Here is a 15,813-nt window from a genome sequence, read left to right on the forward strand (position 1 = left end):
CTTTCCTATCAAACATTAGACGTTAATTTCCATTCTTTTGTTGCAAGTTATCTATCAAAACTATATTCTCTTTTTTTGTAAATTACAAGAAGGTATTCCCCTCTCTATTATTACCAAATTTATCAAGGAGCGAGCTCTGTTGTTTATTCTATCGCAGTTTCGGGAAAAGACCTATTATAGAAGAAAAAGGATGTGAGAGATAATGAAAAAAATGTTCAGACGATTGATTACGTGGGGACCTATCATTTATCCCTTCGCCAAAAAAATGTGGGACAAGCGGAAACAGTCCAAGGTAAACTCTAGTACTGCTACACGCTAAAAGAAAAAATCCAATGCAGCCAGGGCTATTCGCCTTAGGCTACATTGGATTTTTTTATGCATTAATATTGTTATAAGCAAGCACTACTTCTTTCACTAAAGCATGGTCTTCATTTAAACCTGATACTTTACTGAAAGCTGTTTGAACTCCATTTTCATCTATTAAGTTCTTTAACTCAATAGACTCTTGATCTTCCGGTGTATAAAAGCGAAGTGCTGATGCCATCACTTCAACTAAGTAAGAAGGAATTTCGTTAAACTCCCTATAATATGCTAAAGCAGGAGCGACTAATCGATCATTGCCACCTAATTTTCTTAATGGTGATCGACCAACTCGTTTTACGTCGTCAACGATATAAACATTTGCAAAACGGCCTAGAATTTTGTTGATATATTTTTGATGGTCCTCTGCATTAAAGCTATACTTTGCAACAAGGACTTTTCCTGTTTCTTGTAAAGCATGAAGTACCTTTTCTTTCACATCTTCATGTTCGATTGTTTCTGAAATGGTTTCATAGTTCTTAATATTGCCCAAGTATGCTGTTGCAGCATGACCAGTATTTACGGTAAATAGTTTTCGCTCAATATATGCTTGTAAGTTATCTACAAAATGAGCTTCTGCAATTTCCGGTTTCGCTCCTTTAATAGCCGTTTCATCTACTACCCACTCATGGAAAGGCTCTACTAGGACGTCTAATAAATTATCATTCTTTTGGTTTGGCACAATTCTGTCCACAGCTGAATCAGGGAATCCAACATACTCCTCAACCCATGCTGCTTCTTCTTCATTTAAATGCTCTAAAACAAACTGTTTAAGGGCACTGCTTCCACCAATCATGTTTTCACATGCAATCACGTTCACAGGTGTTTGATTATTTTTCATACGCGCTTTTATGCCATCTGCAATTAGTGGTGCAATGAATTTTAAAATATTGGGTCCGATTGCTGTAGTAATGATATCTGCATGGATAAACGCTTCTACTACTTGCTCAGGATTAATTTTACTATTAATCCCTTTAATGTTTTTTACTGCGAATTGCTCTTTAGCTTCATTTGCAAGCAACACATTGTATTGTCCAACACGGTTAATCTCATCGATGATTTGCTCATTAACGTCTACAAAGGTAATAGCATAATTTGACTGATGCAATAATAAGCCGATAAATCCTCTGCCTATATTTCCAGCTCCAAAATGAATAGCATTCATAGTATTATTCTACCTCGCTTAAAATTTGGATTATTTCCTCTTCTGATTTTGCTGCAACTAATTTTTCTACATTTTCCATATCAGAACATACAATGGCGATTTGAGATAATAGCTCTAAATGCTCGCCATCTTTCCCAGCAATTCCAATGATAAGTTTTACCTCGTTACCACCAAAATCAACACCATTTGGGGCTTGAATAACAGATAGACCAGAGTTCAATACAGCTGTTTTTGCTTCATCTGTACCATGAGGAATAGCTAAAAAGTTGCCCATGTAAGTAGAGGAGATTTCTTCTCTTTGTAACATAGCTGGAATATAATCCTCTGAAACATAGCCTTGCTCTACTAAAATTTGACCTGCTTTTTTAATTGCCTCCTCTTTATTTGCTACACTGCTGTTTAAAAAAATATTTTCTTTCTTTAAAATACTCATTTTTTATTCCTCCTATTATTTTCTCATATGATGTCTTAAAAACTGGCTGCTAATAAAATCTAATAGTTCCTCTTTATTACCATTATTGAATATGGCGATACTCTTCTCAGATTCAATAATGGATGCACTTAGAAAACTCAATACTTCCATTACATTAGAATTCGTATTTAATGGCGCGAGTAAAAGCAGTACTCGCTTGACCATTTCATTAGCACCATTCATTGCCCTCAAACTCACCATCTCGGGCAAGTCAATGATATTGAAAGATGGTTTTTCAATTTGATTATTACTTGTGTGATAAAGAGCCAATGTCGTTTCAGGAATGGCAAGTCCGCCTATTTCAGCCCTTGCTTCTAAAGCTTCATAAACTTCCGTCTCGTTTAAAATGGAGCCTTGCTGTTTCAATTCGTGTAAACCATGCCTTAAGCTTTCACTTAAACATGTACCCTTATTCCATATATGCAACTCATTTATAATAGAGGTTAGAATCTGTGATTGCTCTGTAAACACAAGAAATGACTGAAAATCTATACAGGATGGCTTCTGCTTTGGAGCTTCCATATACATTCCTTCTTCTATTACATGACCACTATTCTTCTTAATATAGTTTTTGACTTCTTCTAAATCCTTATCATTTAAAATCGGATTGACTACTAGATAATCTCTTGAGATATCCTCTAGTGGAATCGTCGAAAGAATGGCATCGTAATCATCAATGGAAATGTTTTTCAACTCAAACACTGAAGCTGTTTTGACTTCCGACAGACTTGGAATTTGATTAATAATTTTTGCAGCAAGCATTTTCGATGTTCCAATTCCACTCGAACAAATAATCAATAGCCTTATCTTCTTTGTTATTTTTTTGTCATTAAGCGCTGAACCAAAGTGCAAGACTAAATAGCCAATTTCTTCTTCCGGAACATCTCTATTAACTAGTGTTTGCTTTACTGCTTGTTGCACTACCGCAAATAGTTCGGCATAATCTTCTTTAATATTTTCCAATAATGGATTGGAAATTCTCATCTTTTGATCCAAGCGATATAAGGTTGGCTGAAGATGGGCTAGTAACCCTTGAAATAATGAATCGTCTGCCAATGTCGTATGTAATAATTTCTCCACATTAGCAATCAAAGTTCTTACCAGCATAGCTACTTCCACATTTTCATCCTTGATGCCTACTTTATTATCGTAGCGTATTTTAGCACCTCTTAAATGCATGGTTATATAGCCAATTTCCTCTTCCGGAATCAATATATCAAAAGTGCGTTCCAGTCTCTCTACGATTTGCTTTGCAAAATCAAATTCTTTTGTTTGGGAAAGCTCGCTTAAATAGTCTTCTTTAAATGAAATATTTTCGCCCCTCTGTATTCTTTCCATTGCCAGAGCGATATGAACTACTAAACCGACATAGGAACTATCCGCTAACGGATATGGTAATTGCTCATTAATATCTTCAATAATATTTTCAATGCGTAGTAGTTTCTCCTTTTGAACAAGACCCAACAAACGTTCAGAAATCGAATCAATTTTATTGCTGGACTTTTTCTGGATATTTTCCTTTACCATTTTAAGAAACTCTGGCACATCAAAGCGGTCAGATATTAGACTGCGAATTGCCTTTCTTTTATCTTCTTCTGTTCCAACTAACTCAATCCCATAGCCTCTTTTTCGCATTAAGCGTAGATTATACTTTTCGATAGTTGGCTCAAGTTTATCCAAATCATGGCTTACTGTAGCAGTAGTTACACCAAGCTCTTTTGCTAACGAAAAAAGCTTTATCGGTTCTTGATGATCTAACAAGGTACACAAAGCAACGAGTATCCGTTCATCAGGAGTATATTCTACATAGTCTTGCTTTAATATAGATACCCTCAATTGGTAGATATCATTAGGATTTCCAATAATATTTACTCCAACTCCAGCTTTTTTATTTAATTTAAGATGAAATCCTTCTAATATATCTTCTACATTCTTTAAATCACGATGTATCGTTCGTTCACTGACATTTACATGTTCGGCAATTCCTTTAATCGTCATTTCTTCTTCTGTATGTTCTAATAGTATCTGTAAAATAATTCTTTCTCGAGCGGAAATAATCATACCTTATCTCCTTAATCACCTGACATAATTTAATTATAGAACTTCTATATGTACATACTCAAACAGTTTTAAACACATTTTTTTCAAGTTTATTGTTGCCAATTCTAATTTAGAATCCCCTATTTTTATCTTTAAATACTGAAAATTATTACATTCTTTATCCATGGAGCATCGATTAATAGCAGTTATCTCCCTTCTGCCTGTTGGTTTCTCCTCTTCTCTCTCATTCCTTCCTTAGTCTGCTTATTATTTGTAAATAATTTATTGTCCATAAAGACTTTTTTAGAAAAAATACAAAAAATGCCGACCAAAATTTGGCCGACAGTATCTGATTAAAGCAAAAGCTTATTTTAATTTCTCAATAATTTCATCATATTTAGGACTGTTCATGAAGTTCTCAACAGAAACATGATGTGCATTTGGTAATTTGGCAACTGCTCTATCTGTTAAATCTTTATGTGTAATAACAAGATCTGCATCATTTGGAAGATTTGCAATCGATGTATTTGTTACATCTACTCCTTCAATCCCTGCTTTTTTCACTTTATTACGCATAATAGATGCACCCATCGCACTAGATCCCATACCAGCATCACAAGCGAAGATTACTTTCTTCACTGATTTGTAATCAAATTCTGTAGCTTCAGCTTTGTTAGGAGTTGCTGCAGTTTCAGTAATAGCACTTGCTACTGAGCTCTTTTTCCCTTTTAATGCTTCCATTTTTTCTGTTGCTGCACTAATATCTTCTTCTTTTTCTTTACTTGTTCTTAAAATAATAGCTGCAATTACGAAAGAAATTACTGTTGCAACTACAACACCAGCAATTACGCCCAAATGTTGTCCTTTTGGCGCCATCATCATTAATGCAATAATACTACCAGGAGATGGAGTTGCTACTAAACCAGCATCAAATAAAGTAAAGGTGAATACTCCACCCATACCACCAGCGATAACCGCTAATAACATCATAGGTTTCATTAAGATGTATGGGAAGTAAATTTCATGAATACCACCCAAAAAGTGAATAATTGCTGCACCAGGTGCTGTTTGTTTTGAAGTACCTCTACCAAATATACAATAAGCTAATAATACCCCAAATCCTGGACCAGGGTTTGCTTCTAATAAGAATAGAATAGATTTTCCAACTTCTTTTGCTTGCTCTACTCCTATCGGACCTAAAATCCCTTGGTTGATTGCGTTATTTAAGAACAATACTTTAGCAGGCTCAATAAAGATACTTGCTAACGGTAATAGATTTGCATCAACAATCAATTCTACTCCGTTTGATAAGAAGTTACTTAATCCAGCCACAATAGGACCAATATATTTAAAACCAATAATTGCAATAATTGCACCTAAGATACCAGCCGAAAAGTTATTTACTAACATTTCAAATCCAGCTTTAATTTTACCTCTAAATAAGTCATCCACTTTTTTGATTAAGAAACCACCAAGTGGACCCATTACCATTGCTCCAAGGAACATCGGTATATCCGCACCAACGATTACGCCCATTGCTGCTATTGCACCAACTACGCCACCACGCTCTGCGTAAACCATCTTACCACCTGTATAACCAATTAATAATGGTAACAAGTATTTAATCATTGGATCTACAAGCTGAGCTAAATCTGCATTAGGTGTCCAACCTGTTGGGATGAACAATGCTGTAATTAACCCCCAAGCAATAAAAGCTCCTATATTAGGCATAATCATGCCACTTAAATGACTACCAAAACGCTGTATCTTTACACGAAAACCATTTTTATTTTCGTCTGACATTTTGTTTAACCCCCTTTTATTTCATGTCTTAATAATAAAGCGTTTACAGCTTGATAACAATTCAAACTAAACATACTTTTGACCGACATAATGCTGACACAATTAAATTTAATAAATTGATAAAATTCAATAATATTGTCATTTAATTTTTTTAGGATTCCAAAAAGACACCTATTTATACGAATTCGCAACAAAAAAAGAAGGGTTTCCCCTTCTATAAAATCCGTTTTTTTAATCAAACTTCCACTACACTTGTATCTTTCATCACTTCAATAAAGTGGATATGATGTTCTTCGATATTTTTTATTTTAAAGATATATCCTTCTTCTTCCAAAATATCTCCTTCAACCGCTTCAAAATTTTTAGTCAAAAACCATCCGCCAATCGTATCCACTTCATCCTCAGATAAATGAGTTCCTAAAAGATCGTTTACTTCGCTAATTAATACTTTTCCATTAAGTATATAATGATCGTCTTTGATTCTGCGAATATCAGAAATTTCATCCTCATCAAACTCATCTCTGATGTCTCCTACAATTTCCTCTAATATATCTTCTGCAGTAACAATACCGGAAGTACCACCATATTCATCAAGCAGAATCGCCATATGTGTGCGTTCTTTCTGCATTTTAATTAATAATTCTCTTATAGGGACGGTTTCAATGACACGAATAATCGGTTTCATATAGTCCTCTAATCGAATCTCTTGTTTGTTTTGAACAGTTGCCGTTAGAAATTCTCGAATATTAATTAATCCGATTACATTATCCTTATCTCCATTTACTAATGGATAACGAGTGTAATTCTCCTCTTCCAATATATTCATTATTTCATCAAAGGTATTATCTACACTAATCGTAACCATTTCGGTTCTCGGCACCATGATTTCTTTGGCAATTCGTTCATCAAATTCAAAAATATTATTTACATATGCTAGTTCATTTTTATTGATTTCACCGCTTTTATAGCTTTCTGACATTAAAATTCTTAACTCTTCTTCTGAGTGTGCAAGTTCATGTTCTGATGCTGGTTTTAATCCAAAGATACTTGTCAAAAGTCGTGCAGACCCATTCAACAACCAAATAAAAGGATATAATATTCGATAGAACCAAATAATTGGATTTGCAAAGGTTAATGTTATAAGTTCTGCCTTTTGAATAGCAACCGTCTTTGGAGCAAGTTCTCCAACAACAACATGCAAGAAGGTTACAAGTAAAAAGGATATAACAAAGGCAATCACGTGAGATAGTGCATTCCCAATGGATAACTTAATAAATAGTGGCTCAAGAATTTCCGCGAAAGTGGATTCTCCAATCCAACCTAGTCCTAAAGCTGTAACAGTTATCCCTAATTGGCAAGCTGAAAGATATTCATCTAAATGTGTCGTTACCTTTTTTGCCGCTAATGCACCTTTTTTTCCTTCAGCAACTAACTGATCGATTCTTGAACTCCTGACCTTTACTATTGCAAACTCGGTTGCAACGAAAAAAGCAGTTAAAGCAATTAATATCACAAATAAAATCAAATTAAAAATTTCCAATAAGTAGCCCGTAAAGGGGCTTACACCTCCTGATAATAAAAGCGCATCCGCATTTCTCCAATAAAGGAGAGACGCTGTTGCTTATAATAATTCCCATTCCTTTTAGTTAAATTTTTTATGCAAACCTTAAAAAAACAGTTTAATTTAGCAAAAGCAACAATGCTTGTATTAAAGATATACTTTCATGAGATATAGTATTTCTTACTTCTTTCTTTTTATGATGGTCCTGAATATCTACTGATAGAAGCATTTGATGAATCTTTTCATTCAAATCCCTCATATTTTCTTTCAGTTCCTCTACATCCAAAGTATTCATTTTGTGATTATTTAATTTCCCCTTAATTTCCTCTAGCGTTAGCTTTCTCTTTTTAAATTCTTCAATAACTTTAATTTGTTCTATTTGTTCTTCTCTATAATAACGATAATTTGTTTGAGAACGTTCTGCTTGAAGAAGGCCAAGGTTTGTATAATAATCTATGGTTCTTTTCGTTACACCAGTAACTTTTGCCAAATCACCAATTCTTAATTTCACATCCCCATCGCTTCTCCTCCTAACCATAACGTTTTAGTTTTACTTTTTTATTATATAAGGGGAAGGAGAAAAGATTCAAGCAAAAAACTTCCTATATATAATAGCTTTTCCTTACGCTGACTAAATTTTCACAAAATGTAGGCTTTTTATATTATTAAAATACAATTTAGGTTAAAATATAAGAAGATAAATAGAAAAGAAAAATATATTTAAGAAGGGGAAATGGAGTGGAAACAATTATCAATTTTCTTATGAATAAAGGGGTAAAAAGGTTTTTTATTTTTGCATTAATCATTCTGGGCATCTATGCGCTTAGAAGCATGATTAATTTAATGCTATTTACTTTTATCCTTTCTTTTTTAATGGATCGCATGGAAAAAATTATCTCCAAGCGAATTCACGTTAAACGAAACGTTATAGTTAGCCTCCTCTATCTGGTAACCATCGGAATTCTTTCCTATAGCTTTATTAAATATTTGCCAATGCTTGTAGAAGAAATAACGGCATTAGTTAGACAAGTAATGGATTTTTATTCCCGTCCACATGATAATGAGGTCTTAAATTATATTGTTTCCATCATTCAAGAAAGACAAATCAACAGCTATTTGGAACAAGGACTTGGCATTGTTGTCAAATATTTCTCAAGTATCAGTTCCATAAGCATACAATTCATACTCGCTATGATTCTAAGCTTCTTCTTCCTTTTAGAGAAGCCGCGATTAATAAAATATAAAGAAAACTTTCGTAAAAGTAAAATTGCACCTTTTTATAATGAAATTGAATTCTTTGGCAAAAAATTTGTGTTAACATTTGGAAAAGTATTAGAAGCTCAAGTTATCATAGCTTTAGTAAATTGTATCTTAACGACTATCGGATTATGGATCCTTGGTTTTCCTCAATTACTAGGCTTATCTCTGATGATATTTGTCTTTGGGCTTATCCCAGTTGCAGGGGTTATTATTTCCCTCATACCGTTGCTGACAATTGGGTACACAATTGGTGGATACACCTATATTATTATATTGATTATCTTTATTTGTGTTATCCATGCTATTGAAGCTTATATTCTTAATCCGAAGCTAATGTCATCGAAAACAAATTTACCTGTATTTTTTACTTTTATTGTGCTTATCTTCTCTGAACATTTCTTTGGAGTATGGGGCTTAATCATTGGAATACCTGTGTTTGTTTTCCTTTTAGATATCTTACAGGTACAAAGTATGGATCCCAATAGAGAAAAAGACATGATAAAGGAATAAACCCGTCTACCTTTTTATACACATAAATAGAAAAGCAGGTTGAATACACTTTGTACCGTGTATCTAACCTGCTTTTTCATTAAATAAACATTACCGAATTAATACTTCAATACTGCTCCTGTATTCGCAGATGTCACAAGCTTAGAATATCGTGCTAAATAGCCACTTTTTACTTTTGATTCAAACCCTTTCCATTCTGCTTTCCTTTGTTGCCATTCTTCCTCAGGTACTACAACATCCATTGTACGATTTTCAATGTCAATCACAATATGATCGCCATCTTTAACAAATGCCAACGGTCCTCCTTCTGCCGCCTCTGGTGAAGCATGGCCGATAGATATACCGCGAGAAGCACCTGAAAAACGCCCATCTGTTACAAGCGCAACTTTGGGACCAAGACCCATTCCAACAATTTGTGAAGTAGGTGCTAGCATTTCCGGCATACCCGGTCCTCCTTTTGGTCCTTCATAGCGAATGATAACAACATGCCCTTCCTTCACTTTGCCTTTCACTAATCCCTCTAATACATCATCCTGTGAGTCAAACACAATAGCTGGCCCTTCATGACGTTGAATTCCGTTTTGAACACCACCTGTTTTAATGATAGCACCTTGAGGAGCAAGATTACCAAACAAGACTGCTAATCCTCCTGTTGAGGTATGAGGATCATCGATTGGACGAATCACTTGATAATCCTTCACTTTACATCCAGCAATATTCTCTCCAAGTGTTTTCCCAGTAACAGTTAATGTATCCAGATGAAGAGCCCCTTCTTTTTTGGATAGTTCATAAAGAGCCGCTGAAACTCCTCCAGCTTCATGTAAATCTTCAATATGTACATCAGAAGAAGGAGCAAGCTTCGATAAATGAGGTACTCTTGATGCAACTTGATTGATTCTTTCAAGTGGATATTCTACGCCCGCTTCATGTGCTAAAGCCAATGTATGAAGAACAGTATTCGTTGATCCTCCTAATGCCATGTCCAATGCAAAGGCATTATCAATTGCCTTTTCTGTCACAATATCTCTTGGTTTAATATCCTCATCTATTAAATGCATCAGCTGTTTAGCAGATTTCTTTACAAATTCTTTTCTCTCAGGTGCGACAGCAAGAATTGTCCCATTTCCAGGCAAAGCAAGACCTAATGCTTCAGCAAGACAGTTCATTGAATTTGCTGTGAACATTCCGGAACAAGAACCACAGGTCGGACAACCAAATTGCTCTAATTCTCTTAGACCACCTTCATCAATTTTGCCTGACTGGAAAGCCCCTACTCCCTCAAACACAGATGATAAAGAAATCTTCCTCCCATCACTAGTAACACCAGCCTTCATTGGTCCACCACTTACAAAGATAGTAGGAATATTTAATCGTAGGGAGGCCATCATCATTCCTGGTGTAATTTTGTCACAGTTTGGGATACAAACCATTCCATCAAACCAATGTGCAGCAACTACCGTTTCAATGGAATCTGCAATAATTTCACGGCTTGGCAAAGAATAGCGCATTCCAATATGCCCCATCGCAATTCCATCATCCACACCAATTGTATTCATTTCAAATGGAACGCCGCCTGCTTCTCTTATTGCATCCTTTACAATCTTTCCAAATTCCTGTAAATGAACATGTCCTGGAACAATATCAATATATGAATTGACTACAGCAATAAATGGTTTATCAAAATCCTCCTCTTTTACCCCAGCAGCTCGCAGTAAGCTTCGATGTGGCGCACGATCGAATCCCTTCTTTATCATATTACTTCTCAATTGTGTCACTTCTACCCCTCCAATTATCCGATTAAAGCGAAAAATCTGTATATTTAAACTTTTACTTATTGTAACACTATAAAAGCAAAATTGGTATAATTTCTTCTTGAGATTATAAATAGAAATCGATATCGACAATCCTTTTTACCAAAAAACAAAAACATTGTTAAATTAGGTTTTTTCTAACGGACAATGTTAGAAGTTCTTACATAATAACCTTATGTATTCTAATTCTCCTGTCCTTCTTAATCCATTCTCAGCCAACTTAATATTATATAAAAATAATTTTTCTGTTAGTAATTTCATTAAATACGGCTGTAAATAAAGCTCTATAGATAAACAAAAGCAATGAAGTTCCTATTATCCCTTCATTGCTTTTTATTGATTTCATTATTCTCTATTTAATAAAGTGAATCATCACTTTAGTGTGTTTCCTTGCTCCCACTGAGAATTAGTAGAACCATTTCGGATATTAATGGACAGTTAATCTCCGTCTATCCTATCCGTTCTCCTAAGCAAATATTTCACTAATTTGTTTCACTTCTTCTTCTGTTAACGCCACTTCTAAGGTTCTCAGATTATTCTTAAGCTGACTAGTTGATTTCGCTCCTGGAATAATCACATCAACTGCAGGCTGTTCTAATAGCCATGCTAATGCAAAATGTGTTGCATCAAAGCCTTTTTCTTCAGCCATTTGCTTTAATTTGTCGACTTTTTCAACATTTTGAATAAATGCCTCTCCTTGAAATAGAGGATTATTTTGTCTGCCATCACTAATTGTGGAATCCTTTGAATACTTTCCAGTCAATAGACCAGAAGCTAAAGGAAAATATGGAACAAAGCTAATGTTATGTTCAACACAATACGGTAAGTACATTTCCTCTGCTTGTCTTTTAAATAATGAATATTCTGCTTGGAATACTTCTAAATAGCCATCCTGATTAAATGCCTTTAGTTGTTCAGCATCCAAATTAGAAGCTCCAACTGCAAGGATCTTCCCTTCATCCTTTAACTCTTGTAACGTCCCTGCAACTTCAGCCATTGGAGTGACATCATCTGGAAAATGAACATAGAATAAATCAATATAATCTGTTTGCAGTCGCTTTAGACTGTCTTCTACAGATTTCCGTAAAAACTCTCTACTATTATCAAGTTGTATTTTGCCATCCACTAATTTATGAGCAGCCTTGCTTGCAATGACGATATCTTGGCGGTTACCTCTTTCCTTTAGCACCTCTCCAATTAATTCCTCTGATCTTCCTAATCCGTATACATAAGCAGTATCAAGAAAATCAATTCCAGCATCTAATGCATTTCTTACTACATTTTTTCCTGTTTCATCATTTAAATTCGGAAATAAATTATGACCACCGACAGAGTTCGCACCATATCCCAGCTTCGTAACATGCATAGCCGTTTGACCTATTTGAACTTTACTACTCAAAAAGATTCATCTCCTTCATTAGTATATAGACAACTATCTATTCACTCCTAGTATGCGTATTTCTGTAATAAGAGTAAAGTAATTCGCTTTATATTCTATTTTTGAACAAGTATCATATACTTTTTAGAAGAACAAATAAAGAAAGGACTTCGATTATCTGTGCATGTATTAAAAAACGGAATCTTTTTTCTCCTTATTCTCCTTCTATTCCTTACACTTTGGTCGATGAGGGGAGTTTCACTGCTATTAAATTTTCCTTTTCTACTTATTCTTATCGTTCCCTTATGGATATATTTTCGAATCCAACAAAACAATCAGCGAAAAGCGGTACTACTTTCAAAAGAATTTCCAATTAATCTATTTTTCGTATATATGCTGACAGTTATCTATGTAACATTGGAGCCTTTTCACTTTACTCCACCTAGTCTAAATGACGGAAAAATGAATCTAATTCCTTATGTTCAAATTCTATATCAATACAAATATAAACCGCCTTTTTTTTGGATGCTATATACGCTCGGAAACATCCTTTTATTTATCCCATTTGGTCTTCTACTTCCTTTTTTGTATAAAAAGCGATTTAGAGCATTCGTTATACTAGGACTTGCTATTCTCTGCTCCCTTTCTATTGAGACTATTCAATTTTTCTTTACTGTAGATAGAGCTGCAGATATAGATGATTTCATTCTAAATATCTTTGGAGCAATGGTTGGCTATTTTCTCTTTTTATTTATGGGGCTATTCGCGCGACGATTATTACATAAGTGCTAAACATTAATCTTTTTAAGATGCTAGCTTTATATAGAAAGAGGCTGGACAAAACTAAATAACCAATCTTTAAAGACGAACAATATCTAATTTAGCTCTTAAATAAAGCTACTTTCTCATGATGGTTATCTATGTTTTTAAATATAGTTAAGTGTAAAAACTAAGTAGTTCCATTGCGCTACAGACGCACGATGCGCCGGGGGAGGAAGCTGAGCCTTCTCGCATGCGCTGCGGGGCCTTAAGCGTCTCTATTTCCCGCAGGAGTCAAGCGTCCTCCGCTCCATTCCACTTCGTTTTTAAACTTTTTTTCAAATTGAAAAACACGAACTTTTATGTATACTAACTATACAAAAGTTCGTGTTTATTATTAGTTGAAATACTTTTGTCCCAGCCTCATCCTATAACAATAACCTTTTTTACGGGTAGATTTTCTATTCTTCCCCGATGATTCTTACTTCTGTTTCAAGGTCTACGTTAAAATTTTCTTTTACCGTCTTTTGCACATGCTTTATTAAAGATAGATAGTCATTTGCTGTTGCATCTTCTACGTTTACAATAAAACCAGCATGTTTTGTAGATACTTGCGCACCGCCAATTTTCGTTCCTTGAAGTCCGCTGTCTTGAATAAGCTTTCCCGCAAAGTGGTTAGGCGGTCTTTTAAACACACTTCCACATGAAGGATATTCTAATGGTTGTTTTGACTCTCTTAAGAAAGTAAGTTCATCCATTTTTGCTTTGATATCTGCATATGTTCCTTTTCCAAGGGAAAAAGTTCCCTCTAATGCTACCCAGCCATTTTTTCCAATACTACTTGTACGGTAGCCAAGCTCTAATTCTGCTTTTGTTACTGTGCGAATATCCCCAGTTCTAGTTAAAACTTTTGCGGCTTCCAATACGTCAGAAACTTCCCCCCCATAAGCACCAGCGTTCATATACAACGCTCCTCCTACAGAACCTGGAATGCCACAAGCAAACTCGAGTCCTGTTAAAGAATGCTCTAGGGCAAATCTAGATGTCTCAATAATTGGAGCACCACTTTGAGCAATCACTTTATTACCATCAAGGGAAATAGCATCAAGCTTTGTTAAATTAAATACAACTCCACGAATTCCGCCATCTCTAATTAGCACATTTGAACCATTTCCTAAAATAGTGATTGGCATATTTTCGCTTAATGCCAATTTATACCCAGACTGTAATTGCTCGTACGTAAGAGGAAAAAGCAAGAAATCAGCCTTCCCACCAATTTTCGTATACGTATATTTATTTAACGCCTCATCAATCATTACACTTTCATTAGGCAATATTTCTAGAAATTTTTTAATTAATATGTTTTTATCCATTAATCTCAACCTTCTGTACGTATTTCTGACTACACTATTCTAATAGTATACCAAAATTATAAAATGGTACGACGCTATTAAGCAAATTTATGTGAAATCATACTCAATCCCATTATATGAAACTCCCCTTCTCTTCATGCTAATAAAAAGGGGAAGACCAGTTTGCTTATTCATGCTGGATGGTAAAACAGCATTTAACAGGTTGAAAAATACAAAAAAAGCTAAGCAATCTCTTTTTATTGATTACTTAGCGGCCATTACTAATTCTTTTTCCTTTTGATGCAATAAATCATAGGAAAGGCATGCTGGTTTATTGGTTCTCGGATCTTTTACTACGACAGCATCTATTTGAAAAACTTCTCTTAATACCTCTTCTGTCATTACTTCTTCTGCCGTTCCTTCTTTCATTAATTGACCATTTCTCATTGCAACCATATGATCCGAAAATCTTGCTGCGTGATTAAGGTCATGAATAACCATCACAATCGTTCGATTTTCTTCTTCATTTAATTTCTTTAATAATTTCAAAACTTCCAATTGATGAGCCATATCCAAATAGGTTGTTGGTTCATCTAGGAGAAGAAGATTTGTTTCCTGTGCAATCGCCATGGCAATCCATGCTCTTTGTCGCTGTCCACCTGATAACGTATCGACTTCCTGGTTTTTCAATTCCGTTAACCCAGTGACATCCAACGCCCAATTTATTACTTCTTTGTCTTTCTCCCCTAAGCGTCCAAAGCCTCTTTGATGAGGTGATCGCCCATAGGATACTAAATCAAATATCGTTAATCCATTAGGAGCTTCTGGAGATTGAGGAAGAACTGCCATTCTTTGCGCAATTTTTTTTGTTGGTATTTTGTGAATCATTTCTCCATCAAGATAAACATATCCTGCTTTTGCCTTATGGATCCGCGCAAGTGTTTTTAATATCGTTGATTTTCCGCAACCATTTGGTCCAATAATAGTAGTGATTTTTCCCTCTTGGACACGTAAATTTAAATCATGGACGATAATTTTGTCTTCGTATCCAATTTTAAGTTTGTCTGTTGATAGTATATCCACTTATTCTCCCCTCCTTTATTTCTCTCATAAATTTATCTATTATATTTTTTCTGTAGAATTAAACAGCTGTTAAAATAATCCTCTATTTAAACTTTTCTTATTTTCTCATTTATTCATTTCTTTATTCCCTACATATAAATGAAATACTAAATGATAATGATTTTCATTATTTATTATAATTTGAACAAAGCTTTCATTCAAGACTATTTAAACAAATTTAACAAGATTTATTTCTTGTAGCTTTAGATGATTTCATTCA

The 15,813-nt window shown here is 34.6% G+C and carries 12 protein-coding genes; 2 read left to right on the forward strand and 10 right to left on the reverse strand.

All coding sequences use genetic code 11. The annotated features are described in order from the left end of the window. Positions 1-373: 373 nt before the first annotated feature. The 6 genes from QQZ16_RS19725 to QQZ16_RS19750 form a co-directional block, all read right to left on the reverse strand. Positions 374-1,525, reverse strand: coding sequence for a mannitol-1-phosphate 5-dehydrogenase (locus QQZ16_RS19725; protein WP_284561695.1), 1,152 nt, complete (start codon positions 1,523-1,525; stop codon positions 374-376). Between the two features lie 4 nt (positions 1,526-1,529). Then, positions 1,530-1,958 carry a PTS sugar transporter subunit IIA gene (locus QQZ16_RS19730; RefSeq protein ID WP_284561696.1) on the reverse strand — a complete coding sequence of 143 codons (429 nt, stop codon included), beginning with the start codon at positions 1,956-1,958 and terminating at the stop codon, positions 1,530-1,532. A 15-nt stretch (positions 1,959-1,973) separates the two neighbouring features. Continuing rightward, positions 1,974-4,058, reverse strand: a complete 2,085-nt coding sequence (locus QQZ16_RS19735) for a BglG family transcription antiterminator (RefSeq protein WP_284561697.1) — start codon at positions 4,056-4,058, stop codon at positions 1,974-1,976. A gap of 345 nt (positions 4,059-4,403) precedes the next feature. Then, positions 4,404-5,840, reverse strand: coding sequence for a PTS mannitol transporter subunit IICB (locus QQZ16_RS19740; protein WP_284561698.1), 1,437 nt, complete (start codon positions 5,838-5,840; stop codon positions 4,404-4,406). A gap of 235 nt (positions 5,841-6,075) precedes the next feature. Then, positions 6,076-7,380, reverse strand: coding sequence for a hemolysin family protein (locus QQZ16_RS19745; protein ID WP_284561699.1), 1,305 nt, complete (start codon positions 7,378-7,380; stop codon positions 6,076-6,078). Positions 7,381-7,519: 139 nt separating this feature from the next. Next, a complete protein-coding gene (locus tag QQZ16_RS19750; protein WP_231512521.1) occupies positions 7,520-7,912 on the reverse strand; it encodes a MerR family transcriptional regulator in 393 nt (130 codons plus the stop codon). A 227-nt stretch (positions 7,913-8,139) separates the two neighbouring features. On the opposite strand from QQZ16_RS19750, the gene QQZ16_RS19755 reads away from it, so the two are divergent. Continuing rightward, positions 8,140-9,171: an AI-2E family transporter gene (locus QQZ16_RS19755; RefSeq protein ID WP_031536240.1), complete on the forward strand. Its 1,032-nt coding sequence runs from the start codon at positions 8,140-8,142 to the stop codon at positions 9,169-9,171. A 98-nt stretch (positions 9,172-9,269) separates the two neighbouring features. Here the strand turns inward: QQZ16_RS19755 and ilvD are convergent, their stop codons facing one another. Further along, a complete protein-coding gene (gene ilvD / locus QQZ16_RS19760) occupies positions 9,270-10,946 on the reverse strand; it encodes a dihydroxy-acid dehydratase (RefSeq protein ID WP_031536239.1) in 1,677 nt (558 codons plus the stop codon). A 502-nt stretch (positions 10,947-11,448) separates the two neighbouring features. Beyond that, complete coding sequence (locus tag QQZ16_RS19765) at positions 11,449-12,381, reverse strand: aldo/keto reductase (protein WP_414630332.1); 933 nt, start codon at positions 12,379-12,381, stop codon at positions 11,449-11,451. Between the two features lie 372 nt (positions 12,382-12,753). On the opposite strand from QQZ16_RS19765, the gene QQZ16_RS19770 reads away from it, so the two are divergent. After that, positions 12,754-13,152, forward strand: coding sequence for a VanZ family protein (locus tag QQZ16_RS19770; protein ID WP_065429047.1), 399 nt, complete (start codon positions 12,754-12,756; stop codon positions 13,150-13,152). A 428-nt stretch (positions 13,153-13,580) separates the two neighbouring features. On the opposite strand, the gene murB is transcribed toward QQZ16_RS19770, so the two are convergent. Both murB and QQZ16_RS19780 read right to left on the reverse strand, forming a co-directional pair. Then, positions 13,581-14,492 (reverse strand): UDP-N-acetylmuramate dehydrogenase, encoded by a 912-nt coding sequence (gene murB, locus QQZ16_RS19775; RefSeq protein WP_031536235.1) that lies wholly within the window; start codon positions 14,490-14,492, stop codon positions 13,581-13,583. A gap of 243 nt (positions 14,493-14,735) precedes the next feature. Next, positions 14,736-15,554, reverse strand: coding sequence for an ABC transporter ATP-binding protein (locus QQZ16_RS19780; RefSeq protein WP_109767897.1), 819 nt, complete (start codon positions 15,552-15,554; stop codon positions 14,736-14,738). Between the last annotated feature and the right edge of the window lie 259 nt (positions 15,555-15,813).

It is taken from the genome of Bacillus sp. T2.9-1 (assembly GCF_950097965.1).
In the GTDB taxonomy this organism is placed as follows: Bacteria; Bacillota; Bacilli; order Bacillales; family Cytobacillaceae; genus Niallia; species Niallia hominis.